Here is a 25,643-nt window from a genome sequence, read left to right as displayed (position 1 = left end):
CTTTTGAATTTCTTAAGCGAAAACCCCTACATAACAATAAATTTTGACTTTTTAGTTAAAAATTGTTAGTTTAGGGCAATTACTCATCATTTCCTGAAGAATTTTATGACCAAAGTACAAATTCCTGAGCCTGCTCCCATCGTATCAAATGATCTTATTATCCAAAAAATAAATAGTTACTTAAAAGGAGATAAAGACAAAAATTCTTTTCCCGAAACAAGCAAACATATAGCTGATGTTTTAAAAGTGAAACCTAATTATTTGGCTTCTTTAGAATCTCGATTAAAAAAACTTGTTGACTGTGGTGAAGATTTTCAGAAATTTAAGGAACTTTTATTGCATTCCCTAAAATTAGAAGAAGTAGATTTTTTATATGAAAATGAAACGTATCTGAAATTATTAAAAGCAAAAGGACTAGATATCAAATTAGCACTATTCTACCCGTCTATTTTGAATAAAATACTGGATAATCCTCATAATATTGATTTTTGGGATTATGCCAAAAAAAATAAAAATTTATCTATTACGAATGTTATGAATTCAAATACTCCTTGTCTCCTGGAAATACATTTTGATAAGGATATTCAAATTTCGAAGATACCAAATAACACACTGAATGATGAGCTAAATGCGTTAATAGAAAAATTACTGCTTACTCCTACGCCTGCCATTAAAAAGAAGTTTACGTCCTCAACTTTAACTCTCCTCGGTAAGAAAAGTCCTAAACTAGCTTATACCATATGGAATGATGAAACCCTTAAAGCCAATCTTCCTTTCTCGCAAAAATTTTCCAATAATACTCTGGGATCTATAATGGCAGGAGTTATCGTTGGCTATATAGGGGGATTATTATATTTGTATTGCTCAATGGGCTCAATTATTAAAAATGATATCATTAAAGAAATGAATGAACGCGACAGCATGCTGCAGAAAATTGGTTTCTTTTTGTTCGCCGTACTGCTTGTAGTAAACGTAACATTATTAGGCTTTCTTTGTGCCCTAGGTGCTACCGTTATAGGAATACTAATTGGCATACAAGCCGGAAATTTAGCAGGTATATCAGCAGGTATCCTATCCGCCTTACTGCTTCATCCTATTGTTATACCTCCCTTAAGAGAGAGAGTAATAGACGGAGTAACCTTAGGCATGAAAGGATTAGGGTTTCTGATGGAGCATTGGAATGAGCTTCTTTTTAGCCCTAAAGACATTCATCCTGCTCCAAACTTTGGAACGATCAAAGAAATAGCAACTGATTATAGTAAGAAAAATCATCTTGACGACAGGCAAGAACCTAACAACAACGGAATAAGGAAAATAATAGGATTTTTTAAATCCAAACCTGAACCTTTATTATTGCCTACATCCGAGCCTTATACTCCTGCTCCTGTTTAAAAAAGCTCATATATGCGCGGTCAATAAAGATTTATAGCGATCGAAGAAATGAAAAGTTAAATGATTTTTTCATTGAATGATCCTATGTGGCAAAGGGGTAGCACACCTATAAATAGGCAAAATGATATTTTAATAACGATAATGGTCGGCTTTATAAGGCCCATCGGCAGCAACGCCTAAATAGCTGGCTTGTTCCGGAGTGAGTTGAGTTAATTTGGCGCCAATTCTGCCTAAATGCAAGCGAGCTACTTTTTCGTCCAAAAACTTAGGTAATACATAAACCTGTTTGTGATACTGCCCCTCTTTTTGAAACAATTCAATTTGTGCCAGTACCTGATTGCTAAAAGAGTTAGACATAACAAAACTAGAATGCCCGGTAGCACAACCTAAATTGACTAAACGGCCTTCAGCTAAAAGAATAATTCGTTTACCATCAGGAAAAATAACATGGTCAACTTGCGGTTTAATATTTTCCCAAGGATATTGCCTTAAACTCTGCACATCAATTTCTGAATCAAAATGACCAATATTGCATAAAATAGCTTGATGACGCATGCGCTTCATGTGCTCTAACCCAACTACATGATAATTTCCGGTGGCGGTCACCACAATATCAACTTGTTCGGCCACATCATCGAGCCTTACCACACGATACCCTTCCATTGCTGCCTGAAGAGCACAAATAGGATCGATTTCAGCAATCAATACTGTGGCACCTTGACCACGTAAAGCCTGGGCACAGCCTTTGCCCACATCACCATAGCCTAAAACCAGAGCCACTTTTCCAGCAATCATCACATCAGTTGCGCGTTTTAAACCATCCAGCAGGGATTCACGACAACCATAAAGATTATCAAATTTAGATTTAGTCACCGAGTCATTCACATTGATCGCCGGAATCTTTAACTCACCATTTTTTGCCATTTCATATAAACGAGCAACCCCAGTTGTTGTCTCTTCAGAAACGCCTTTGATCCCAGCAAGCAATTGCGGATATTTTTTATGGACAACCAAGGTTAAATCACCCCCATCATCCAACAATAAATTAGGAGTCCAACCATTAGAACCAGACAAAGTTTGTTCCACACACCACCAATATTCCTCTTCTGATTCTCCTTTCCAGGCAAAAACAGGAATACCTGCTGCTGCAATAGCAGCGGCAGCATGATCTTGAGTGGAAAATATATTACAAGAAGACCAACGAATTTCCGCGCCTAAAGCCATCAAAGTTTCAATTAACACAGCGGTTTGAATAGTCATATGCAGGCAACCTGCAATGCGTGCACCTTTTAAAGGTTGGGTTGCCGCATATTCTTCACGTAAAGCCATTAAACCGGGCATTTCCGTTTCAGCAATAGCAATTTCTTTACGCCCCCAGGATGCTAAAGACTTATCTGCGATTTTATAATCAGCCTGTTGCTTGGCTTTATTCACTAAGTCCATCATCACATCCTTATGTCAATTTAATCAATATCCTTAAGTATATCTTTTTATAAAGCTTTCTGTAGTTCTGCTGCTTTATTTAAACGCTCCCAAGGGAACTGCTCACGACCATAATGACCATAAGTTGCTGTTTCCCGATAAATTGGGCGTAATAAATTATGATATTCAATAACACCTTGTGGTGTTAAATCAAAATGAGTATGAATCAATTCGATAATTTCTTTACTGCTTAAACGACCCGTGCCAAACGTTTCAACAAAAATTGATGTAGGCTCTGCCACGCCAATAGCATAAGAAACCTGGATCTCGCATTTATCCGCAATCCCTGCTGCCACAATGTTTTTCGCTACATGGCGTGCCGCATAGGCCGCTGATCGATCAACTTTTGATGGATCTTTTCCTGAGAAACAGCCACCACCGTGTCTTGCCATACCACCATAAGTATCAACAATGATTTTACGGCCAGTTAAACCACAATCCCCTAATGGTCCGCCAATTACAAAACGACCTGTAGGATTAATAAAATAACGGGTTTTATCAGTCAACCACTCTGCGGGCAAAGTCGTCTTAATAATTTCCTCGCGAACAGCTTCAGTTAATTCTTTGTGGCTAATCGAATCTGCATGCTGAGTAGAAATGACTACGGTATCCACCTCAACTGGAATGCCATTCTCATATCTTAAAGTTACCTGACTCTTTGCATCAGGACGCAGCCAAGGTAAAGCTCCTGATTTTCGAAGGCTTGCCTGCTTTTCCATCAAACGATGCGCATACGCAATTGGAGCGGGCATGTAAACATCCGTTTCACGGCTAGCGTAACCAAACATAATTCCTTGGTCTCCAGCACCTAAAGTTTTCGTTAATTCATTATCTACGCCCTGAGCAATATCCGGAGATTGTTTACCAATAGCAGAAAGAACGGCACAAGACTCCCAATCAAATCCCATTTGTGAACTGTTATAGCCAATGTCTTTTACCACTTGTCGTGTTACCGCTTCAACATCAACCCAAGCTGTAGTCGTAATTTCTCCGCCTACCAAAACCATCCCCGTCTTAACCAAAACTTCGCAAGCAACTCGTGCTCTTGGGTCTTGCCGTAAAACTTCATCTAAAATTGCATCTGAAATCTGATCAGCAATTTTATCTGGATGTCCTTCTGAAACTGACTCGGAAGTAAAGACATAACTCTCGTTCATTGTTAATCCTCTTTGTTTTTGACGATACTCATCAATTCGATAAACTCATTAAAAATTATTTCTATATCATGAGGGCCAGGACTCGCTTCTGGATGTCCTTGAAAACCTAAAGCAGGCTTTTCTTTATGACGTACTCCCTGTAAAGAATCATCAAACAACGAACGATGCGTTACAGTCAAACAATCCGGTAAGCTGTCTTCATCTACAGTAAAGCCATGATTCTGGCTGGTTATAAAAACGCGTTTGCTCCCTTGAGTTTCTATAACCGGATGATTGGCACCATGATGGCCAAACTTCATTTTTTTAGTAACACCACCACAGGCCAAAGCAAGAATTTGAAATCCTAAACAAATACCAAACACAGGAATGTTTTGTTCTAAAAAAACTTGTGTTGCACGAATCGCATAATCGCAGGCTTTTGGATCTCCTGGACCATTCGATAAAAAAATACCATCAGGATTCATTGCTAAAACTTCAGCAGCTGAGGTCTGTGCAGGTACCAACGTTAAATGGAAACCTTTATCATTTAAAATCCGCAAAATATTGTGCTTTACCCCAAAATCGTAGGCAACAACATGATATTGCTGTGGTTGTGAGCCTTCTCCCCATTCACCTCGCCCCACATCCCAACGTTCACTTGTTTTGCGTGAAACCTCTAAAGCCAAATCAACACCTTGCAAACCAGCAAAGCCTTTGGCTTTTGCTAAAGCCCGCTCGGAATTTGCAACATCAGTACTAATACAAGCGCCTATGGCTCCATGCTCACGTAATCTCAAAGTCAAATCACGGGTATCAATGCCCGCAATAGCCACAACCTTATTTTTTTTAAGCCAAACAGGGAGTGATTGCTGTGTACGATAATTGCTAGCAATGAGTGAACAGTTTCTAATTACTAACCCCGCCGCCCAGACCTTATTTGATTCCATATCTTCAAAAGTACAGCCGGTGTTACCGACATGTGCTGTGGTTAGAGTAATAATCTGGCGCGCATACGATGGGTCAGTAAGCATTTCTTGATAACCAGTTAGGGAAGTATTAAAAACCAACTCGCCAACACAATCGCCTTGTGTTCCAACTGAGATACCCTCAAAAACAGTACCGTCGGCTAATACTAAAATTGCTGGTTGATTCATCATACATACTCTAAGTTCATGCTTCTTTGACGTGGTGTTTGGTGAATAAAAAGCATTGTTTTCGATTCGTTCACCCAAAGGCTATTTCCTCTTTCTCTCTGTCATTAAGTTAAGGAAAATCGTAGGTTGGGCCTTGGCCCAACCTACAACTCTATTTAAAAATCCTTAAGTTGACGCCATTGTTCGTTCACCTAGCCCTCATGACCCTTTTCTATGCAATTAAGAAAGGGGGTTAATAAGAGCTCAAGAAATGCACATAAAAATAAAATGAGTAATTGTAACGTACTTATCTTAAAATTTCATGTCTTCAAAGAATTTTTTCACGCCAGCAAACCAAGAACTGCTTCGTGGAGAATGATTGGCTTTGGCATTTTCTAATGATTCTTGCAATTTCTCAAGTAACTCTTTTTGTTCACGCGATAAATTTACTGGTGTTTCGACCACAACCTTACACAATAAATCACCTTGTCCGTGTCCACGTACGGATTTCATTCCTTTAGCTCTTAAACGAAATACGTTGCTTGTTTGAGTTTCGGCTGGAATTTTTAAAGTTACTCGCCCTTCAAGTGTGGGTACTTCAATAGAACCACCTAGAGCCGCTGTAATAAAGCTGATGGGAACCTCACAATGTAAATCATTATCTTGACGTTCAAATATGGCATGCTTTTTCACATTGATCTGTACATACAGATCTCCAGAACTCCCACCATTTATTCCTGCCTCACCTTCACCGCTAAGTCGGACTCTATCGCCATTATCTACACCAGCTGGAATTTTAACGGTTAATTTTTTGCTTTCACGAATACGGCCTTGACCATGACAACTGGTACAAGGATCAGTAATAACTTTTCCTTCTCCATGACAGGTTGGGCAGGTTTGTTGGATAGAGAAGAAACCTTGTTGAATTCGGACTTGCCCCATCCCACTACAAGTTTCACAATTTTTAGGATGTGTTCCAGGTTTTGCTCCAGTACCACTACAAATTGTACACGCACCTAATCGTGGCACAGTAATTTCTACTTCTTTTCCTAAAGCGGCCTCTTCTAAGGTAAGTGTTACATTAAATTGTAAATCAGCACCACGTTGCCCTCGCGATTGTCGGCCTGCGCCACGACCGCCTGAGAAGATATTTTCGAAAATATCTTCAAACACATCACCAAAACCACCAAAACCACCTGGACCACCGCGCATGGAAGGATCAACACCTGCATGCCCAAATTGATCATAAGCAGCGCGTTTTTTCTGATCTGAAAGAATGCTGTATGCATTTTGAATTTCTTTAAATTTTTCTTCTGTGGAGGAATCACCGGGATTACGATCTGGATGATACTTCATTGCTAACTTTCTATAGGCTTTTTTAATTTCCGCATCACTTGCCGTTCGGCTCACTTCTAAAAGTTCATAATAATCCCGCTGTTCCATAACCACTCACAATAATTTAAAGATTAATGTTTAATACCAAACTAAGCCGCAAAACCCAACAACAGTACCATTACTTGCAGCATAGCGAGTTTAAGCACACATTGTTGAGCTTTACGGCTCAATATATAATTTTATGCAAATTCAAAGACAATCTACTTCTTATCTTCATCTTTGACTTCTTCGAACTCAGCATCAACAACACCGTCATCTGCCTTTGCGGATTCTTGTGCTTGCTCTTGATGAGCACCTGCTTGTTGCTGTCCCTCAGCTGAGTTTTTCGCATAAACACGCTCAGCCATTTTAGAAGAAGCTTCAGTTAAGACTTTTAGCTTGTCTTCAATTTTTGCCTTATCCGTACCTTGAATTGCTTCTTTTAATTCAGCAATTGCCGTTTCAATACCTTTTTTCTCATCATCAGAAAGTTCGCCAGCCAAATCCTTCATTGATTTTTCACAACTATGAATCATGTTGTCCGCTTGGTTACGCAGATCAGCCATTTCTTTAAACTTCTTATCTTCTTCAGCATGAGATTTTGCATCTTGTACCATTGCTTCTACTTCTTCATCACTTAAACCACTGGAAGCTTTAATCACAATTGATTGTGCCTTACCAGTAGCCTTGTCTTTAGCAGAAACATTTAAGATACCGTTTGCGTCAATATCAAAAGTAACTTCAATTTGTGGCACACCACGTGGTGCAGGAGGAATATCTCCCAAATCAAAGCGCCCTAAGGATTTGTTTGCGGAAGCTTGCTCACGCTCGCCTTGTAATACATGGACAGTTACTGCAGTTTGGTTATCATCAGCAGTTGAGAATACTTGGTTTGCCTTAGTAGGAATAGTTGTATTCTTTTCAATAAGTTTAGTCATGATACCACCCATTGTTTCAATACCTAAAGACAACGGAGTAACATCAAGCAATAAAATATCTTTCACTTCACCAGACAATACCGCTGCTTGAATTGCAGCACCAACAGCAACTGCTTCATCAGGGTTCACGTCTTTACGCGGTTCTTTACCGAAAAACTCTTCTACAGTTTTTTGTACTAATGGCATACGAGTTTGACCACCAACCAAAATTACTTCACTGATTTGCGATACAGTTAATCCAGCATCTTTCAGTGCTATTTTGCAAGGCTCAATAGTACGTTCAACTAATTTCTCCACCAACGACTCTAATTTAGCGCGAGTCAGTTTAATGTTTAAGTGTTTGGGTCCAGAAGCATCCGCAGTAATGTAAGGCAGATTTACATCTGTTTGTTGCGAAGAAGACAATTCAATTTTTGCTTTTTCTGCAGCTTCTTTTAAACGTTGTAACGCTAATGGATCATTGTGCAAGTCAATTCCTGAATCTTTCTTGAATTCAGCAGCCAGATAGTCGATTAAGGCTAGATCAAAGTCTTCACCTCCTAGGAATGTATCTCCATTAGTTGCTAATACTTCGAATTGGTGTTCACCGTCCACTTCCGCAATTTCAATAATAGAAATATCGAAAGTACCACCACCAAGGTCGTATACTGCAATGATGGAATCACCGCGTTTTTTGTCCATTCCATAAGCAAGAGCTGCAGCTGTTGGCTCATTAATAATACGCTTCACTTCAAGACCCGCGATACGACCCGCATCTTTAGTTGCTTGACGTTGAGAGTCATTGAAGTATGCAGGAACAGTAATTACTGCTTCTTTAACTTCTTCACCCAAATAGTCTTCTGCCGTTTTTTTCATTTTGCGTAATACTTCAGCAGAAATTTGTGGTGGTGCTTTATCCTGATTTTGCACACGGACCCAAGCATCGCCATTGTCTGCTTTGATGATTTTGTAGGGAACCATTTTAATGTCTTTTTGCACTACAGCATCATCATAACGACGACCAATCAAGCGCTTGATTGCGAATAAAGTTTTTTCAGGGTTGGTTACAGATTGACGTTTTGCAGGCAGACCAACCAGAGTTTCTCCATCATCCGTGTAAGCAACGATAGAGGGTGTAGTACGTTGACCTTCATTGTTTTCAATGACTTTAGGCTGGTTGCTTTCCATTATGGCAACACATGAGTTGGTTGTACCTAAGTCGATTCCTATAATTTTTGCCATTCTATTTCGTGCTCCAAATTAGTGAGTATTCTAATGTGATGAATTTTATATGGGGAGTATTGCTTTTATTTCAACCCATTAATTTATTATTTTTTTGAGACAATGACTCGCGCAGGCCTAATTACACGGTCATTTAATTTATACCCTTTCTGGAATACTGCTAATACAGTGTTTGGGGCAGCATCTGGAGCATCCTGCATTGACATGGCTTCATGTTCTTGCGGATCAAAAGAAGCGCCCATAGGATCGATTTGATGTACATCAAATTTTTGTAATACATCAAGAAAGAGTTTCATAGTTAATTCCAAGCCTTCACTCATCGCAGCATCTTCACCTTTACCTGTCATTTGTAACGCTTGCTCCAAGCTGTCAACCACAGGTAGTAACGCACTGATTAATTTTTCAGCACCATAACGATGTGCATTGGCAATTTCGCGCTCAGCGCGACGACGAACATTATCTAACTCAGCCATTGCACGTACAGACTTTTCCCAGTTTTCATGAGCTTTTTGTTCTACTAAGGTCAATTGTTCGCTAAGTTCTTTGTAACTGGAGTGTTCTAAAGACTCTTCATGATGGGATTCTTCATGATGATTAGACTTGCTATTCATATGCTTCTCATCATGTTCTTCATATTGCTCATGTTCTTCTTTAATTTTCTGCCAATTTTTTTTGTTCTCTGTGCTCATCCAAATTACTCCTGACTAACGTGAATTTAACAAATGGGGACAAAGAATAAAATTTCAAGCAAAACAATAAACAAAAAATGAATTAGGTAGTTAAATGAATATTCTCAAACAGGGCGAGGTTTGGGTTCTGGTTTTGAAGCATCACTATCAGAAGCGTGAGTTTTTAGTTCTGATTTTGTATTTCGTTCATTTTGGAGCGCTTTTCTCATTTCTTTTTGAGCAGCAGTATTCTTTGATATAAACTCTTCTTCTGATAATCCATTTGAAGGAAGAGGGGTATTTTCGTTAGCTTCTTTAAATAATCTTTCTTTACCCTCATAGACACTTAGTTTTCCTCCTTCTATTTTTGCTATTATTTCACCCTTTTCATTACGAACGACACTGTTCATTTATTTTTCTGAGCAAATCCAATTAGAAAAATTGTTGTTGTCTTTTTATTAGGAAAAACCAGATAAAGTTTATCTTCATGAACTTGAGGTTCTTTAAAGCCAGATTTAAATTTTTTTGTTCATTTTGTTTATAATTCTTATATTCCTCAATCATACGATTATATCTGTTATTAACCGATGGACTAATTTCATTTTGTCTAAGAGTAGACTCTGCTGTACCAGATTGTGGCCTGGCATGAGATGGCTTTATGGTACTAGTAGTAGCTTCATACTCATTCTTTTTTTGTTCTTCAGCTTTCTTCTTTTCTGCAGGTTTCAGCTGTTGTGCAGGTTTCAATTGTTCTTCGGGTTTCTTCTGTTCTTCCAAATATTCTAAATATTCTACATCCCAGGGCTTATCCCCACTAAGCATTCTCGCAAAATTGGTAGTCCGCCCTCTTTGAGGAGCCATTATCTGGATAACTGTATCCAAAGCATAACCTATTGCACCAAGTCTCCATCCCATTTCTACACCCTCTAAACACATAATTACCTTAGTGTAATTTTAGACTACAGCTTGAAGTTTTGTAAAAAATTAGTTCAATAGATTAAAGCGACTTATCTAGAGTGTCCATGCCCTTTTAGATAGCGAAGATATTTTTTGATCTCTGGATTAATAGCTATAGGACATATAATAATCTCGTATCTTGCAGTATCTGTTCATTTATTCCATACTTAGGCACCAAAAAAGTCATCTGAGTTTATTATGCAAGAATGGTCGCCGAATTCCTGGCTCCAACGCACTTATTTGCAAGCTGCGGCTTATGCTGATGAAGCACAATTAAAAGACGTTGTCGCTCAATTAAGTCTCTTACCCCCATTAGTCACAAGTAGTGAAATTAAACACTTAAGATATGAAATTGCTCGTGCAGGTCGTGGGGAAACATTTATTCTCCAAGGTGGTGACTGTGCAGAATCGTTTAATGATTGTCGGCCCGATATCATCAGTAATAAATTGAAAATCATACTCCAGATGAGTTTGATTTTATTACATGGCATGCGTAAACCGATTATTCGTGTAGGACGTATTGCGGGGCAATACGCCAAACCTCGTTCTTCAGATTTTGAGACAATTAATGGGGTTATTTTACCTAGCTATCGCGGTGATTTAGTCAATTCTCCAGAATTTACCCCTCAAGCACGTGAACCCAATCCTAACTTATTATTGCAAGCCTATAACTGCTCTGCAATTACCTTAAACTTCATTCGTGCATTACTCGACAGTGGTTTTGCTGATTTAAATCATCCACAGCAATGGGACTTAAGCTTTGTAGAACATTCCAAACAAAAAGAAGAATATCAATTATTGGTTAAATCCATAGGTGATGCACTGGACTTTTTGGAGACCATTGATGGAATTCAATCCAGTAATTTGTCAAAAGTTAATTTTTATACTTCGCATGAAGCCTTACATCTGCATTATGAGCAAGCTTTAACTCGTCAATTAGATGATGGCAAATGGTATAATCTCTCAACTCATCTACCGTGGATTGGCATGAGAACAGCACAACTTGAAAGTGCGCATTTAGAGTTTTTACGAGGAGTGGAAAATCCAATAGGTATTAAAATTGGCCCAAGCGCAACTCCTCAATGGTTGGAAGAGGTCTTAAATATTGTCAACCCTAATCATGAAGAAGGTCGAGTGTTACTTTTTACACGCTTAGGTGCAAAACAGATTGAGCACCTATTGCCACCTCTTATTGAAGCAGTAAAGAAAATTCAGATCCCAGTCACTTGGTCTTGCGATCCCATGCATGGGAATACTGAAACCACCGCAGATGGAATTAAAACCAGACATTTCGATAATATCCTCCTGGAGCTGAAACATGCTCTGGAAATCCATCGTGGTATGGGCAGTTATCTTGGCGGTGTACATTTTGAGCTTACTGGAGACAATGTCACTGAATGCATCGGTGGTGCACGTGGATTAGCAGTGGATGATTTGAAAATTGCCTACCATAGCTTGGTTGATCCAAGGCTTAATTATGAACAATCAATTGAAATGGCCTTACAATTAAGTCGTCAGTTTAGAATCTGAGGTTGGGCACTGTAATGGGGGCAACCCCCAGCCATAGCACCCGGAATCTCCTGAATGTTGCAGGAGGTCCCGTATCAGCCTTGGTAACCCCACGCGGCTTCTCTATAATACCCTAGGACTAAATTCATGAACTGCTTCCACCATTACCGCAACATGCTCCGGAGGTACATCTGGTGTAATTCCGTGCCCTAAATTAAATATATGGCCAGTACCTTGCCCAAATGAGACCAGTACTTTTTTTACCTGTTCACGAATGCATGAAGGAGAACTTAATAATACCGCAGGATCTAAATTACCCTGTAAAGCAACTTGATGGCCTACACGCTGACGCGCCTGCCTCAAATCACAGGTCCAATCTAAACCTAAAGCATCACAGCCAGTCTCAGCCATTAGTTCTAACCATTGCCCTCCATTTTTGGTAAATAAAATCACAGGTATCTCAGGATAATTTGCCTTGAGCTGTTGCACAATCTGTTGCATGTAGCGTAATGAGTAATTTTGATAATTTTCAGGAGTTAAAATTCCACCCCAAGTATCAAAAATCATCACTGCATTCACACCAGCTTTGATTTGTTCACTGAGATAATCACTCACAAGAACAGCTAATTGCTGCAATAACAAATCTGCGGCTTCTTTTTCAGTATAAATTAATTTTAAAATCTGCTTAAAATCACGACTACTTCTACCTTCTACCATATAACAGGCTAAAGTCCAAGGACTGCCAGCAAAACCAATTAAGGGCAATTGTTCTGGCATTTCATGACGAATTAAACTAACGGCATCCATCACATAGCCTAAAGACTCTCGCATATCAGGACGAGGAAGACGTTTAATTGCTTCCAAATCCCGCACTGGATATTTAAAACAAGGCCCTTCACCTTCAGAAAAATATAAGCCCAACCCCATAGCATCAGGAATAGTTAAAATATCAGAAAACAAGATCGCAGCATCCATCGCATAACGGCGTAAAGGCTGCAAAGTAACTTCACAAGCCAATTCAGGATTTTTACATAAACTTAAAAAATCCCCAGCTTGTGCTCGCACCTGGCGATACTCTGGCAAATAACGTCCCGCCTGACGCATCATCCATACAGGAGTACGCTCTACAGGCTGGCGTCTTAATGCGCGTAAAAATAAAGATTGATTTAAATCATACATAACTGGACGCTTAGCTCATTTTATTGTTTATAGAAGACCAAGACTTTATCAATTTTACACACTCTAGAATAGTGCTCTGGGAAAAAATAAAATTTTAGGTACAATAAGCAGCATGAGTTAGAAATAGGTAGAATGCGATTGGATACTTTAAGTATTAAAGCGTTAAGTGTGAGTACTCGGATTGGGGTTTATGCTTGGGAGCAAAGTATTAATCAACAATTGCTGTTAGATATCAGCATTGAAACTGATTTTAGTGGATGTGAGGACGATTTAAGTAAGACCATTGATTATGCAGCACTTTGCGAGATGGTGACGCAATTTATTGAATCCAGATCATTTCAATTAATTGAAACTGTGGCAAACCAAGTAGCTGAGTTAATCCACCAGCAGTTTCATGTAGTTAAGGTTATTGTTGGAGTGAGTAAGCCACATGCGGTAAACAATGCGGGAAATATACAAGTGGTCATAGTACGGTAAGCTAACGATACTCATCCTCTTCTAAATTAGAATTCGCTTGTAGAATTATAATATAAAAACAATTACTTATGAGCTTCTATATAGCTAAGTGCCGCATCAGCCAAAAAAGAAGATTTTCCCGCATATCCAGCTCAAACTAATGACCCCTAAAAAGCGTTTTTTAGCCACCAGAATGCTCTTACCCAGCGGTCAACATCCCACGTAAACGTTCATTACGGGCAAGATCTATCTGCGCTTTCTGTGCCAAAGTACGATTTGCATAAGGTCCAACAACTACCCGGAACCACACACCACGAGTCGCATGATTAATCGGTACCACATTCACATTAAATCCCTTAAGTGTTAACAATCCTTTCATATGCTCTGCATCATGCCGTGCTTTAAATGATGCAACTTGAACAGAATAGGTACCTCGTCCTGCTAAAGCCGAAGTTGGTATTTGTGATGTCACTGTCACTGGTTTTGCTTCAGCTACTTTAATTGCAACAGCTAATTGCGCCTTAGTTACCCCAGATTTATTAACTGTTGTAGTTGCGGTATTTACCGCAGCAGTCTGCACTGCCGTCGAATGAGTAGCTGCCGCTGGCTTTTCTGAATTTGGCACCTTTTCATTGGCCAATAAAGTATAAAACTCAAACTTAGGTTTAGGAGGAATAGCTGCCTGGCGTTGTGCTTCTTGCGGTTGTGCTGGTGCTTTTTCCCCTTCATGATGAGCCAAAATCTGTGTATTAATCCAATTTGTTATCGTTTCAAGATCACAAACTGTCGCAACAAAATAACCCAGTAAAAAAGTTATGGTCATCACTAAAAACTGATTCGGCGCGCTAGCGTGCGTGCGTGTAGACTGCCTGTTGTTGTATTGTCTTCCCATTACATACTCTCAGGAGCGGTTACGCCCAATAAATCCAAACCATTTTTAATCACATAGCGAACTGCTTCTAGCAAACATAAGCGCGCGCAACGTAATTGCTCATTTTCACATAAGAGCTGGACGGCATTATAATAACTATGCAATCCATTAGCCAAATCACGTAAATAGTAGGCTATTTGATGTGGCTCACAACCAGAAGCTGCTAATTCAACAACTTCAGGATAACGAGCCAGTAACGCAATTAACGCTGCTTCATGCGTCTGCTCTAATAAATGAATATTCGCTAGGCCAATCTCTTGCTCCCAAGACAAACCACGCTCTTTTAATTGTCTTAATACCGAACAAATTCGCGCATGTGCATATTGAACATAATAAACCGGATTATCACTAGACTCTGATTTTGCTAAATCCAAATCAAAATCCATATGCTGCTCTGATTTACGTGCGACATAAAAGAACCGTGCAGCATCGTTACCTACTTCCTCACGCAATTCCCGCAAAGTCACAAAAGAACCGCTACGTGTTGACATTTGCACACGCTCACCACCACGATAAAGAATGGCGAATTGTACCAACAGCACCGTTAAGGCATTATCATCATGTCCTAACGCTTTTACTGCAGAACGTAAACGGGTAATGTAGCCGTGATGATCGGCACCAAAGATATTAATGACTCGATCAAAACCACGATCATACTTGTTCCAATGATAAGCCACATCCGAAGCAAAATAGGTTTTTTGGCCATTAGCACGCACTAAAACACGATCTTTTTCATCACCAAAATCGGTCGCCTTAAACCATAAAGCGCCTTCTTTTTCAAATGTGTGACCACTGTCTTTAAGTGCTTGAATCCCTTTTTCAATGGCCCCACTTTCAAATAAAGATTGTTCAGAAAACCAGTTATTATAAATTACCCCAAATTCAGATAAATCTTCTTTAATATCATCTAAAACAGTATTCAATGCATGTTGATGGAATATCACAAAAGTTTTCTGCCCCAAAAGTTCATGGGCGCGGTCAATCATCGCATCAATATAAATCTCTTTATCTCCGCCTTCAGGCTCATCTGCCGGCATCCCTTGAAGAACAACAGACCAAGGATGAACAAATTCAGTGCCATGCATATCCCAGAGTATTTGCGCAATATCGGTAACGTATTCACCTTTATAAGCATTCGCTGGAAATACCACTGGCTCAGCTGCTAATTCTAAATAGCGTAACCATACGCTCACTGCTAGAATATTCATTTGACGCCCAGCATCATTGACATAATATTCCGCAGTCACATCATAACCTGAAGCTTTTAAAACATTAACCAAAGTGGCACCAAAAGCAGCACTCCGACCATGACCTACGTGCAAAGGCCCTGTGGGGTTAGCAGAAACATATTCCACCAATACTTTTTGATTTTGCCCAATAGTACTGCGGCCAAAATCTTTACCTTTACGGACTATATCCGCAATAATTTGTGAGCGAGCATCACTGCGAATAAAAAAATTAATAAACCCTGCACCGGCAATTTCCACTTTATCAATAGCTGCGTCCTCGGGCAGTGCCTGCACTAAAAGCTCAGCAATTTGGCGTGGTTCCTGACGACATGGCTTAGCTAAAATCAATGCCAAATTACTGGCATAGTCACCGTGAGCAGAATCTTTTGAGTGATCTACTTTAATCTCAACATCCACATCGGTAGAAACAGTGCCAGAATTTTTTAGAGAAGCTAAAGCCTGTTTTAAAAGTTGTTCTACAGTATGTTTCATGCTACTTATTTTCCGTCAAAAAAATGAGATTATTATGCTTTTTCATGCCAATTGCAAAGATTTTACTTAGTAGTGTCCTAAACCTTAAATTCAGGTTACACTGCAGCATCAATTTTTTCACGATAAATAATATTGTGCTCTCCAACGCTTGTGACACTTTGACTGGTGTAGGACCAACACTGGCAGCAAAATTAGCCAAATGCGGTATTCATACCGTACAGGATTTGCTCTTTCATTTACCCTATCGTTATCAAGATCGTACACGAATTACCCCTATTCAAGATTTACACCCTAATGAGTGGGCGGTTGTTGCTGGACGTGTTTGTAAAACGGAAGTTAAACCGGGAAAACGCGCACGTTTAATCTGTTATGTTGAAGACAAAACAGGTTTATTAAGACTGCAGTTTTTTCACTTTAACAAACAACAGATAAATGGGCTCAATCAATGTGCACTGATTCATCTTTTTGGTGAGGTGCGTGAATTCAATGGGCAGTTGATGATTACTCATCCTGAATACCAATTGCTGAAAGAAGGAGAACAGTGCACTGTAAACGAAACACTAACCCCTATTTATCCCGCAACTCAAGGACTTACCCAAACGCGAATCAGACAAATTGTTGCTGCTGCTTTAAAAAAATATGAAGCACAATTGTGGCAACTCGAATGGATGAGTGATGAAGAATTGGCTCATGGACACTTTTATCACGCAGCAGATGCGATTAAGTTATTGCATAATCCACCTCCGGATAGTTCCCTAAAAGCGTTGGAACAAGGTGAGCATCCGGCATTAAAACGTTTAGTTTTTGATGAATTATTAGCACAACACTTAAGTATGCAATTTGCAAGAAAGTCACGCAGCACCTTCCATGCCCCCATTTTGACTGTTGATGCTGATTTACAACAATGTTTTCTTGATTCCCTTCCCTTTGCCTTAACTAAAGCACAACAAAGAGTTGCCCAGGAAATTGCTGATGATTTAAAACAAAGTAAGCCCATGTTGCGCTTGGTGCAAGGAGATGTTGGTGCAGGAAAAACGATTATTGCCGTTTTAGCTGCGCTACAAGCTATAGCTAATGGCCAACAAGTTGCTTTTATGGCACCTACCGATTTACTCAGCGAACAACATACCGATAATGTGATTCGTTGGTTGGAACCTTTAGGAATTAAAATCTTAAGGCTTAGCGGCAAAATGAAAGCCAACGAACGTCGTACAGCTTTTGCAGCATTAATAGATGGTAGTTGCCAATTGATCATTGGCACCCATGCTTTATTTCAAGAAGAAGTTGTGTTTGCGCATTTGGGTTTAGTGATTATTGATGAGCAACATCGGTTTGGTGTTGAACAACGTTTACTATTGCAGCAAAAAGGGCAGCAAGCGCAACTGATTCCACATCAACTATTGATGACCGCAACACCTATTCCCAGAACTTTGTCCATGACTCATTTGGCACATTTAGATATTTCGATTATTGATGAATTACCTCCTGGGCGTATGCCTGTAACAACTGCTGTTTTAAGTCAGAGTAAGCGTGAAGCAGTCATTGAGCGACTACAAGTGGCTATTGCTGATGGCCGGCAAATTTATTGGGTGTGTACTCTGATTGAAGAATCAGAAAAATTGCAATGCATGGCAGCAACTGAAACTGCAGCAGTACTTCAAACTCAGCTTCCTCAAGCGACCATTGGTTTGGTACATGGGCGGATGAAATCTGTAGAAAAAGAAGCAACTATGGCGGCATTTAAATCAGGTGAGCTTAACTTATTAGTCGCAACTACGGTAATTGAGGTGGGTGTAGATGTGCCCAATGCCAGTTTAATGATTATTGAAAATGCGGAGCGTCTTGGGTTATCGCAACTACACCAATTACGTGGTCGGGTGGGGCGTGGCGGTGCGCAATCACACTGTATTTTACTCTATCAAGCACCGCTTTCACAGCAAGGGGCAGAGCGATTGAAAATCATGCGTGCTACAAATGATGGTTTCATTATTGCTGAAAAAGATATGGAGTTACGCGGTGCTGGTGAAATATTAGGTACAAAGCAAACCGGTTATCGCCAATTTAAAATTGCAAATCTTACTCGCGACCGGGATTTATTAGAGTTTCTCCCCTCTGTTGCAAAAAAATTAATCACTGAATCGCCAGATACTGCGCGCCTCATTACGCAACGTTGGCTAGGTGATTTTGAACAGTTTTTGCAAGGGTAGTATTGCAGGCCAACAACAAACTAAAATTTTTTGAAAAAATATCACGTCAAGACTGTTTTTTACTTTTTTCTTTAGTTAATATACATAGGTTTTCTTTCTTTATGCCTTAAGTTTGTCTGTGAATATCTTCTCTAAGCACTTCGCTTAACTTAAATACAAATCACATCGATAAATATGAAAAGTCCTTATTTTACAAGGATGTTAGCTCTATAGAATACAAATTTTCGCTCATAAAGTTATCCACAAAATCTGTGGATAACTCTGTGTATAGCATGTAAAACATTGTGAAACTTCATTTAATGCCTCAAGCATGTTTAAATAGACTAAACTTTAAAATCCAAATAAATCATGACTCAAAAAGACAGATATTGGCATGCTAAAAAGGTAACCCTTCTCGGCGCCTTTTCTAACGCGTTTTTAGGAGTAATTAAATTAATTGGTGGTTTTTTATTCCATTCGCATGCACTTGTTGCTGATGGCTTGCATTCTTTTTCTGATTTAGTAGCTGACAGCATGGTTTTATTGGCTTCTAAATACGGAAGCATTGATGCAGACCATACTCATCCTTATGGGCATCAACGTATTGAAACAGCAGCGACCTTCCTACTCTCGTTATTACTTATTCTTGCAGGTTTTGGCATTGCCTGGGATTCAATCAATGAACTCATCCATAAAACATTTACTATGCCTAATTGGAAATCATTACCTGTCATTTGCATCTCTATTCTTGCCAATGAACTGCTCTTTCGTTATACCTTACATGTAGGCAAGCACATCAATTCAAAACTCATTATTGCCAATGCCTGGCATCACCGTTCCGATGCAGCCTCTTCTTTAGTCGTTTTCATAGGCTTGATTGGCAGTTTGGCTGGTTTTACTTATCTTGATACGGTAGCAGCAATCATCGTGGCTTTATTGATTGTAAAAATGGGCTGGGATTATGGTTGGAACAGCATTAAAGAATTAGTAGATACCGCCGTAGAGCCCAGGCTATTAAATCAAATTGAACAGGTTATACAAAAAGTACCAGGTGTAAAGAAAATACACCAATTACGCAGTCGCTTTATGGGAGAGGACGTCTTAATTGATGTACATATCTTAGTATCTCCAAAAATTTCCGTTTCCGAAGGGCACTACATTGCTCAACATGTGCATCAAGCGCTTGTTGAGCAAATTGACAGCATTAAAGACGTTATTGTTCACGTGGACCCAGAAGATGATGAAACATGCAGCCCTTCATTGAATTTACCAAGCAGAAAAACTATTTATGAAGAAATACTACGTGATGTTCACAAAAATTTTCCACAAATTCTTTTTTGGAATTTACATTACCTCGATGGCAAAATAGGTATAGACATCACTTGTACTGAGCAATTTACTCAATGGCAAGAATTATATAATCAGGTTGCTATGGCTTTAAAACAAAGTAACGGTATCGAAGAAATCCGCTTGTTTAGTCTACATCAAACGGTACATAGTAGTTAAAAATTCGTAACTCCCCAGGTATTTAATTGAGCTCATCGGGCTTCCCCTCTCTCCACCGCGCGCAGCGTGGGAGAGAGGGGAAGCCCGATGAGCTCAATTAAATACCTGGGGAGTTACAAAAATTCTTTTTTTAGGTAAACTACGTGGCCAAAGATTTTGATTTAAAGATAGGCATCATTCATGGTCTGTGCTACCAGTTTAAAAATATTTTTTGCATTTTCTATTTTTATTGTGATCTTGCTTGCAGGCTGGTACCCATTTAAAAAGCGCATCAAAGAGGAGCAACATATTGATTTTCCTGTTGGTGAAACACTCGCTACAGGTGTGTTCTTAGGTGCCGCCTTGCTGCATATGTTGCCTGAGGCTAACGCTTTATTTAAAACCATGGGTTATAACTATCCTTTTGCATTTATTATCACAGGCGCTGTTTTTTTAATTTTCCTATGGTTTGAACATTTAGGCAAAGAACTGTATCACCACAAAAATGCAGAACATCCAGCGTTTGCGCTGCTGGCTTGGGGAATGCTTTCAATACATTCAGTAATGTTGGGGGCGGCATTGGGTCTAGCACATTATAATTCCATTATTATCATGCTATTTTTGGCAATTATCACTCATAAATGGGCTGAAAGTTTTGCCATTGCCGTACAACTAAACAAAAGCTCAATGACAACCAATCAAAGTTTGGTCTTTTTTCTTTTATTTAGTATGATGACTCCTCTGGGTATTTATTTTGGTTGGTATTTTGGCCATGAAGTTGAAACCAATTCCGTTTTTGATCCAGTTCTTATGGCTGCCTCTGCCGGAACTTTTCTCTATTTAGGAACCTTACATGGCTTAGAGCGCTGTGTGATGGTGGAGCGCTGTTGTAATCTTCGTGACTTCAGTTTTGTTATTATTGGTTTTTTACTCATGGCCGCAGTAGCAATTTATGTCTAAATTCCTTCACCAACAACCGATCATCCTTGCTTCAGGCTCTGCCATACGCTTTAAATTATTACAGTCCTTGGGCATAGAATTTTCAGTCATTCCTTCGCAATGCGATGAAGATGCCATTAAAGCCTCTTTTCATTCTGCAAATAAAATTGATTTAGGTTATGCTCTGGCCGCATGTAAAGCCCTGGATGTGAGTCAGCAGCATCCAGAACATTTTGTTATTGCTGCCGATCAACTCTGTCTTCTTGGCGATCTCTGCCTTAATAAACCACTAAATCATGTGACAGCAGTAGAACAGCTCTGTTTACTTAGCGGAAAAAAGCATCAACAAATTGCCTGTCTATGCATTGCAAAGAATGGCAATTTGTTGTGGCAACATCATGAAATAGCACAAGTAACCTTGCATCATTTAAACAAATCAACCATTGAAGCTTATTTATTAACTGAAAAGCCCTATCAAAGTTGTGGAGCTTATCAATTTGAAACGCAAGGAAAATGGTTATTTAAAGAAGTAGAAGGAAATGAAGATACGATTTTAGGCTTACCATTGCTGCCTCTAACCACGGCATTAATGAAACTAGGGGCGGTACGTTTTTAAATAAAAATCATCATAATCAGGAATCAACATGCAAATAACCAAAATTCAAGCCCGTGAAATTATCGACTCTCGCGGTAACCCAACAGTTGAAGCAGACGTTATTTTAAATAATGGAGCAATGGGGAGGGCCAGTGTTCCTTCTGGTGCTTCAACAGGAAGTCGTGAGGCCTGTGAACTCCGTGATAATGATCCCAAACGTTATCTTGGCAAAGGAGTGCAAAAAGCAGTCTCCCATGTTAATAATGAGATTAATAAAGCTTTATCTGGCCACTCTATTGATGCTCAAGAAGCATTAGATGATACATTATGTACTTTAGATGGCACCGAAAATAAATCAAAACTGGGCGCTAATACTCTTCTAGCGGTTTCTCTTGCCGCGGCAAGAGCTCGCGCAGCTGCCCATGGCCAACCACTATACGCCATCTTAAATCAAGGTGAAATCATGAATATGCCTGTACCGATGATGAATATTTTAAATGGAGGTGCTCATGCAGATAATAACGTCGATATTCAGGAATTCATGATTATGCCTGTGGGCGCCGCGGATTTCCCTACCGCTTTGCGTATGGGTGCTGAAATATTTCACACATTAAAATCAGTATTAAAAAAACAAGGATTAAATACCGCTGTCGGTGATGAAGGTGGTTTTGCACCAAATATTAAATCCAATCGCCAAGCCTTGGACCTATTGTGTGAATCAATTACTACTGCAGGTTTTAAATTAGGTGATGAAATAGTACTTGCACTCGATGTGGCTGCATCAGAATTATATAAACAAAATACCTATCATATGACCTCTGAAGAGAAACAATTTTCCTCATCCCAACTTATTGATTATTACATTGACCTTGTTTCGAGTTACCCTATTTTTAGTATTGAAGATGGTCTTGATGAAAAAGATTGGCACGGTTGGCAAGAATTAACCAAGCAACTTGGTGCTAAAATCCAATTAGTTGGTGATGATGTATTTGTTACCAATCCCAAGATTTTACGTGAAGGTATTGATCAAGGTATTGCCAATGCCATTCTCATTAAGGTAAATCAGATTGGTACCTTAAGTGAAACTCGCCAAACCATGAGATTAGCTTACCAAAACGGCTATCATTGTGTGATGTCGCATCGCTCAGGTGAGACTGAGGATACCTTCATTGCTGATCTTGCTGTCGCAACGGGTTGTGGACAAATTAAGACTGGCTCTTTATGCCGTACAGATAGAGTTGCAAAATACAATCAACTACTTCGCATTAATGAACTCGCTTCTTTACCCTATGCAGGAAAAAGTATTTTAAAAGCCTAAGTTTTATCATTTGGGTTAATTTAACGGGAGTTATAGATATATCATAAATTAACCCAATGCCCAGAAAATTGACGTTTATTATGCTAATTATTCGCATATTCCATGCCTTTATTTTCGGCAAAATTAGAATTTAATTCAAGGAATCTTAATGAATAGCCTTAATCATCATTTAAAAACACCAGTTTTAAGAATGGATTTTTATTTATCCTTTCTTTGCATGATGTTCTTTTTTATTTTAATGCAGCTTCAGCTGCTTATTACGCCTGATCTGGTTCCAATTAATGATTTTGCTGCCAATGATTTGCTTATTTTGGATGCAAAATCATTTTCTTTACTTCATGGAAATTACAGTCGTGTTGGTTTTTTTCACCCAGGTCCCTTTTTTTTACAACTGATGGCAATTTGCGAATGGTTTTTTTATGACTGGATAAGAATCATTCAGTCACCTATTGCCGCTCAAATGCTCGCCACTATATTACTCAATAGTTTTGCTATTGCACTGCTTTTTAATAATTTTATCGATCTTTTTCAATCTCGCATGCAAGCTATGGTATCTGTTTTACTTACCATAGCCATTACGTGTTTAATGATGGATACTTATCAATATTACATTGGCATCTTATTCTTTATAAATCCCTGGATGCCTTTTATATATGTCACAGCAACTATTTTAGCTATCGCAGGTTTAATTGGTTTGTATCAGCATAAGTAAGAATGGCTTACCTATCTTAACCCTGGGTTTTTTAATGCTCATTCATGGGCATGCTTCGTTTATTTTTTTAGTTCCTCTAATGTGTCTTTCTATCCTCATTTTCTTTATAAGCCCCATTCTTTTTTAAAAATCAAAGAAGCCATTCTTATTTTTTGGAAAAAGAAAAAATATCAAGTACTCATTTCACTAGGACTCATCGTTTTATTTATGTTCCCGATTGCAATGAACACATGGATAAATTGGCCTGGTGAGATACCTCACTACTTTGATTTTACAAAAAACAAAGTACATGTGCATACTGCAGATGTTTGGACGTTTCTTGCTTCCTTTTGGCACTGGTCACTATTGACTATTCCGTCCTGTTTTTTAATGGCTTTTAAAACAAAAAACAAAACCCTTATTAAGTTACCGTTATTAATTCTAGCAGTCATATTACCTGCAACCTTGATTTATGCTTTTAGAGGATTAGATATTTTAGTGTATAAATATCCTCTCTTTTGGGCAACAGCATTTTATGCTGCCGCTGCCGCAATTTCCACTGTTATCTTAATCAGTAAAATCAATCATAAAACAATACAAGTGATTTTATTCAGTACAGCGTCATTGTGGGCTATCTACTCTATCCAGCACTTTTCTTTTCGCTCATTAGAAATAGGAATCAATGGAAAGGAATTGAAACAAGCCGTGAATAGTATTAAAAAACTAACTCAACCAAGTCAATATGTCTGGATAAATTTAGAAAAAAATAATGTCTTGCCTGTTGTTTTAACCACAACATTAATCTCTATTGATAGACGCTCAGGGCAACAAAGCTTTTGTATTATGCCCAAGAGTTGGGATATAGCTTATTCTTTTTTATACAAATGTGGACCTAAAAAGAAACCGATCGCTTCGCGTATTAAAATTCAAGCACAACAATCCGATAAAAATGACGCTTTATTTTCAGCCAACGGCATAGATGGGAAAATTCAATTGCCAATTAACTCTCCTATGAAATCATAATAGAGTTCAATCTTTCTTATGAGGCAAGTAATAAGGAATTTTTTTTGGATAACAGCCAACGATTTTTCGATAGTAATCAAGAATTTGTGGGAAATCCTTATTAATATCGCCAGTAGGCCAAAATACTTCACGAATACGTATTTCTTTTGAACCATAATCCAGTGCCACCATCGCTAAAGGTAACTTTGCTTTACACGCAATATGATAAAAACCTTCTTTCCAACGCATTACCGGACCGCGAGTACCTTCAGGAGTAATAGCCAATTTAAAAGTATTGCGTTGTTTGAATAATTCAACCACCTTATCTACTTTATTATTTTTTTTAGAGCGATCTACAGGCGCGCCTCCTAACACACGTAGCAAAATTCCTAAAGGAAAAAAGAATAACTGACGTTTAGCTAGGAAATTAATCTTAACACCTATTGAAAAACGAGCAAATAACCCCACCCAAAAGTCCCAATTACTTGTATGAGGAGCTACTACGACAACATATTTTTGCTCTTTGGGAAGCTCACCAACGACTTTCCACCCAAATAATTTTAAAAAAAAGCGCCCAAATGCTTGTATCATAGAACCATAGATTCCTATAGTAATTTTTCAGTTAGTATATACGGGTTAAATAATTAGTTATAGCTTTATTTATTCCCTGCATTTACCCCCATGCCTTAAAATTAAAAATTTTAAACAGACAAAATTGTACTAATATTGTACATATAAGTATACAATTAATTTTGGAGTTCATCATGAAAAAACATGATCCTGCGCTCTATTTTTCTAACCCTCGGCTATTGGGTGCTATTTATTTTGGCCTACTTTCTGTCGTTGGCACAATCCTTATTGATGCGCTGCTGACATTTCTTGGTATTAAAGAGATTATTCCCTTATATCAAGCAATTCTTATCGGAATGATTGTAGCCTCTGCAACAGGAGCCTTATGTAGTAAACAAATCATCTATTGTCCAAAACCATTTAAGTTCAAAACATTTTGGATAGGTTTTACGATGGTGCTTGCCTCCTTACCATTTTTTGCCTTAGGTTTAGTGCTTGGCATGAGTGAAGAAGGCTCACTCTTATTTTCGATTACTAACTTTAAGGAGTTAGCTTATACTTATGTCGTAATTTTAGCATACAGCTATGTACTCTTTGGCTTTTTGCTTGCTATTGCTGCAGGAATTGCTGCTGTCTATTTACGAGGTTGGCTGGTATACGATATCTTACACACAGATAAACGACGAAGCATGCGTCTTCCCCGTTTTGTTACCGCACACAATAAAGCGAAGGCCCATGCAATGCATCGAAAATAAAAATG

23 protein-coding genes are annotated in these 25,643 nt (G+C 38.8%); 11 read left to right on the top strand and 12 right to left on the bottom strand.

The genetic code is table 11. The features are described 5' to 3' along the window. The first annotated feature begins 105 nt into the window (after positions 1–105). Positions 106–1,392 carry a hypothetical protein gene (locus QM652_RS01050; protein ID WP_415072292.1) on the top strand — a complete coding sequence of 429 codons (1,287 nt, stop codon included), beginning with the start codon at positions 106–108 and terminating at the stop codon, positions 1,390–1,392. Positions 1,393–1,521: 129 nt separating this feature from the next. On the opposite strand, the gene ahcY is transcribed toward QM652_RS01050, so the two are convergent. The 8 genes from ahcY to QM652_RS01010 all read right to left on the bottom strand — a co-directional run bounded on the left by ahcY (position 1,522) and on the right by QM652_RS01010 (position 10,259). Then, positions 1,522–2,835, bottom strand: a complete 1,314-nt coding sequence (gene ahcY, locus QM652_RS01045) for an adenosylhomocysteinase (RefSeq protein WP_415072333.1) — start codon at positions 2,833–2,835, stop codon at positions 1,522–1,524. A gap of 47 nt (positions 2,836–2,882) precedes the next feature. Further along, on the bottom strand, positions 2,883–4,031 hold the full coding sequence (metK, locus tag QM652_RS01040) for a methionine adenosyltransferase (protein ID WP_415072291.1): 1,149 nt from the start codon (positions 4,029–4,031) through the stop codon (positions 2,883–2,885). Between the two features lie 2 nt (positions 4,032–4,033). After that, positions 4,034–5,167 (bottom strand): glutamine-hydrolyzing carbamoyl-phosphate synthase small subunit, encoded by a 1,134-nt coding sequence (gene carA, locus QM652_RS01035; RefSeq protein ID WP_415072332.1) that lies wholly within the window; start codon positions 5,165–5,167, stop codon positions 4,034–4,036. 288 nt (positions 5,168–5,455) lie between these two features. Next, a complete protein-coding gene (gene dnaJ, locus QM652_RS01030; RefSeq protein ID WP_415072290.1) occupies positions 5,456–6,586 on the bottom strand; it encodes a molecular chaperone DnaJ in 1,131 nt (376 codons plus the stop codon). 152 nt (positions 6,587–6,738) lie between these two features. Further along, entirely contained in the window at positions 6,739–8,676 is a 1,938-nt protein-coding gene (dnaK, locus tag QM652_RS01025; protein WP_415072289.1) for a molecular chaperone DnaK, read from the bottom strand. 86 nt (positions 8,677–8,762) lie between these two features. Next, complete coding sequence (gene grpE / locus QM652_RS01020; protein WP_415072288.1) at positions 8,763–9,365, bottom strand: nucleotide exchange factor GrpE; 603 nt, start codon at positions 9,363–9,365, stop codon at positions 8,763–8,765. A 104-nt stretch (positions 9,366–9,469) separates the two neighbouring features. Further along, positions 9,470–9,754, bottom strand: a complete 285-nt coding sequence (locus QM652_RS01015) for a hypothetical protein (protein ID WP_415072287.1) — start codon at positions 9,752–9,754, stop codon at positions 9,470–9,472. Between the two features lie 22 nt (positions 9,755–9,776). Beyond that, positions 9,777–10,259, bottom strand: a complete 483-nt coding sequence (locus tag QM652_RS01010) for a hypothetical protein (RefSeq protein WP_415072286.1) — start codon at positions 10,257–10,259, stop codon at positions 9,777–9,779. A gap of 240 nt (positions 10,260–10,499) precedes the next feature. On the opposite strand from QM652_RS01010, the gene QM652_RS01005 reads away from it, so the two are divergent. Next, positions 10,500–11,831 (top strand): 3-deoxy-7-phosphoheptulonate synthase class II, encoded by a 1,332-nt coding sequence (locus QM652_RS01005; protein WP_415072285.1) that lies wholly within the window; start codon positions 10,500–10,502, stop codon positions 11,829–11,831. A gap of 102 nt (positions 11,832–11,933) precedes the next feature. Here QM652_RS01005 and hemE read toward each other — a convergent pair whose 3' ends face one another. Beyond that, complete coding sequence (hemE, locus tag QM652_RS01000; RefSeq protein ID WP_415072284.1) at positions 11,934–12,989, bottom strand: uroporphyrinogen decarboxylase; 1,056 nt, start codon at positions 12,987–12,989, stop codon at positions 11,934–11,936. A 138-nt stretch (positions 12,990–13,127) separates the two neighbouring features. Here hemE and folB point away from each other — a divergent pair, with 138 nt between their 5' ends. After that, complete coding sequence (gene folB, locus QM652_RS00995) at positions 13,128–13,466, top strand: dihydroneopterin aldolase (protein ID WP_415072283.1); 339 nt, start codon at positions 13,128–13,130, stop codon at positions 13,464–13,466. A gap of 178 nt (positions 13,467–13,644) precedes the next feature. On the opposite strand, the gene QM652_RS00990 is transcribed toward folB, so the two are convergent. Continuing rightward, positions 13,645–14,337 carry an SPOR domain-containing protein gene (locus QM652_RS00990; RefSeq protein ID WP_415072282.1) on the bottom strand — a complete coding sequence of 231 codons (693 nt, stop codon included), beginning with the start codon at positions 14,335–14,337 and terminating at the stop codon, positions 13,645–13,647. Beyond that, a complete protein-coding gene (argS, locus tag QM652_RS00985; RefSeq protein WP_415072281.1) occupies positions 14,337–16,097 on the bottom strand; it encodes an arginine--tRNA ligase in 1,761 nt (586 codons plus the stop codon). Before argS ends, QM652_RS00990 begins: the two co-directional genes overlap by 1 nt. Positions 16,098–16,231: 134 nt before the next feature. Here argS and recG point away from each other — a divergent pair, with 134 nt between their 5' ends. The 7 genes from recG (at position 16,232) to QM652_RS00950 (ending at position 24,334) form a co-directional block, all read left to right on the top strand. Next, positions 16,232–18,304: an ATP-dependent DNA helicase RecG gene (recG, locus tag QM652_RS00980; RefSeq protein WP_415072280.1), complete on the top strand. Its 2,073-nt coding sequence runs from the start codon at positions 16,232–16,234 to the stop codon at positions 18,302–18,304. A gap of 348 nt (positions 18,305–18,652) precedes the next feature. Next, a complete protein-coding gene (locus QM652_RS00975) occupies positions 18,653–19,789 on the top strand; it encodes a cation diffusion facilitator family transporter (RefSeq protein ID WP_415072279.1) in 1,137 nt (378 codons plus the stop codon). Positions 19,790–19,969: 180 nt separating this feature from the next. Further along, complete coding sequence (locus QM652_RS00970; RefSeq protein ID WP_415072278.1) at positions 19,970–20,728, top strand: ZIP family metal transporter; 759 nt, start codon at positions 19,970–19,972, stop codon at positions 20,726–20,728. Then, entirely contained in the window at positions 20,721–21,323 is a 603-nt protein-coding gene (locus QM652_RS00965; protein ID WP_415072277.1) for a Maf family protein, read from the top strand. Before QM652_RS00970 ends, QM652_RS00965 begins: the two co-directional genes overlap by 8 nt. Positions 21,324–21,351: 28 nt before the next feature. Further along, positions 21,352–22,620, top strand: coding sequence for a phosphopyruvate hydratase (eno, locus tag QM652_RS00960; RefSeq protein WP_415072276.1), 1,269 nt, complete (start codon positions 21,352–21,354; stop codon positions 22,618–22,620). Positions 22,621–22,768: 148 nt separating this feature from the next. Next, on the top strand, positions 22,769–23,332 hold the full coding sequence (locus QM652_RS00955) for a hypothetical protein (protein WP_415072275.1): 564 nt from the start codon (positions 22,769–22,771) through the stop codon (positions 23,330–23,332). Between the two features lie 222 nt (positions 23,333–23,554). After that, complete coding sequence (locus QM652_RS00950; RefSeq protein WP_415072274.1) at positions 23,555–24,334, top strand: hypothetical protein; 780 nt, start codon at positions 23,555–23,557, stop codon at positions 24,332–24,334. Positions 24,335–24,340: 6 nt separating this feature from the next. Here QM652_RS00950 and QM652_RS00945 read toward each other — a convergent pair whose 3' ends face one another. Continuing rightward, the gene (locus QM652_RS00945) at positions 24,341–24,901 is read right to left on the bottom strand and encodes a lysophospholipid acyltransferase family protein (protein WP_415072331.1); all 561 of its coding nucleotides are present in this window, start codon (positions 24,899–24,901) and stop codon (positions 24,341–24,343) included. Positions 24,902–25,077: 176 nt separating this feature from the next. Here QM652_RS00945 and QM652_RS00940 point away from each other — a divergent pair, with 176 nt between their 5' ends. Continuing rightward, positions 25,078–25,638: a hypothetical protein gene (locus QM652_RS00940; RefSeq protein WP_415072273.1), complete on the top strand. Its 561-nt coding sequence runs from the start codon at positions 25,078–25,080 to the stop codon at positions 25,636–25,638. Positions 25,639–25,643: the final 5 nt, after the last annotated feature.

It is taken from the genome of Legionella sp. (assembly GCF_047605385.1).
In the GTDB taxonomy this organism is placed as follows: Bacteria; Pseudomonadota; Gammaproteobacteria; order Legionellales; family Legionellaceae; genus Legionella.
The sequence above is the reverse complement of the archived record's forward strand: the minus strand, read 5'-3'. Positions and strand labels throughout refer to the sequence as shown.

Bases quoted from the DNA above. Each gene is read 5' to 3' on its own strand.
- QM652_RS00940 (WP_415072273.1), top strand. From the start codon at position 25,078: ATGAAAAAACATGATCCTGCGCTCTATTTTTCTAACCCTCGGCTATTG.
- QM652_RS01015 (WP_415072287.1), bottom strand. From the start codon at position 9,754: ATGAACAGTGTCGTTCGTAATGAAAAGGGTGAAATAATAGCAAAAATA.
- hemE (WP_415072284.1), bottom strand. From the start codon at position 12,989: ATGTATGATTTAAATCAATCTTTATTTTTACGCGCATTAAGACGCCAG.
- argS (WP_415072281.1), bottom strand. From the start codon at position 16,097: ATGAAACATACTGTAGAACAACTTTTAAAACAGGCTTTAGCTTCTCTA.
- QM652_RS00975 (WP_415072279.1), top strand. From the start codon at position 18,653: ATGACTCAAAAAGACAGATATTGGCATGCTAAAAAGGTAACCCTTCTC.
- metK (WP_415072291.1), bottom strand. From the start codon at position 4,031: ATGAACGAGAGTTATGTCTTTACTTCCGAGTCAGTTTCAGAAGGACAT.
- carA (WP_415072332.1), bottom strand. From the start codon at position 5,167: ATGATGAATCAACCAGCAATTTTAGTATTAGCCGACGGTACTGTTTTT.
- dnaJ (WP_415072290.1), bottom strand. From the start codon at position 6,586: ATGGAACAGCGGGATTATTATGAACTTTTAGAAGTGAGCCGAACGGCA.
- QM652_RS00970 (WP_415072278.1), top strand. From the start codon at position 19,970: ATGGTCTGTGCTACCAGTTTAAAAATATTTTTTGCATTTTCTATTTTT.
- QM652_RS00965 (WP_415072277.1), top strand. From the start codon at position 20,721: ATGTCTAAATTCCTTCACCAACAACCGATCATCCTTGCTTCAGGCTCT.
- QM652_RS00955 (WP_415072275.1), top strand. From the start codon at position 22,769: ATGAATAGCCTTAATCATCATTTAAAAACACCAGTTTTAAGAATGGAT.
- eno (WP_415072276.1), top strand. From the start codon at position 21,352: ATGCAAATAACCAAAATTCAAGCCCGTGAAATTATCGACTCTCGCGGT.
- QM652_RS01010 (WP_415072286.1), bottom strand. From the start codon at position 10,259: ATGGGATGGAGACTTGGTGCAATAGGTTATGCTTTGGATACAGTTATC.
- QM652_RS00950 (WP_415072274.1), top strand. From the start codon at position 23,555: ATGAACACATGGATAAATTGGCCTGGTGAGATACCTCACTACTTTGAT.
- dnaK (WP_415072289.1), bottom strand. From the start codon at position 8,676: ATGGCAAAAATTATAGGAATCGACTTAGGTACAACCAACTCATGTGTT.
- grpE (WP_415072288.1), bottom strand. From the start codon at position 9,365: ATGAGCACAGAGAACAAAAAAAATTGGCAGAAAATTAAAGAAGAACAT.
- QM652_RS01005 (WP_415072285.1), top strand. From the start codon at position 10,500: ATGCAAGAATGGTCGCCGAATTCCTGGCTCCAACGCACTTATTTGCAA.
- QM652_RS00990 (WP_415072282.1), bottom strand. From the start codon at position 14,337: ATGGGAAGACAATACAACAACAGGCAGTCTACACGCACGCACGCTAGC.
- QM652_RS01050 (WP_415072292.1), top strand. From the start codon at position 106: ATGACCAAAGTACAAATTCCTGAGCCTGCTCCCATCGTATCAAATGAT.
- ahcY (WP_415072333.1), bottom strand. From the start codon at position 2,835: ATGGACTTAGTGAATAAAGCCAAGCAACAGGCTGATTATAAAATCGCA.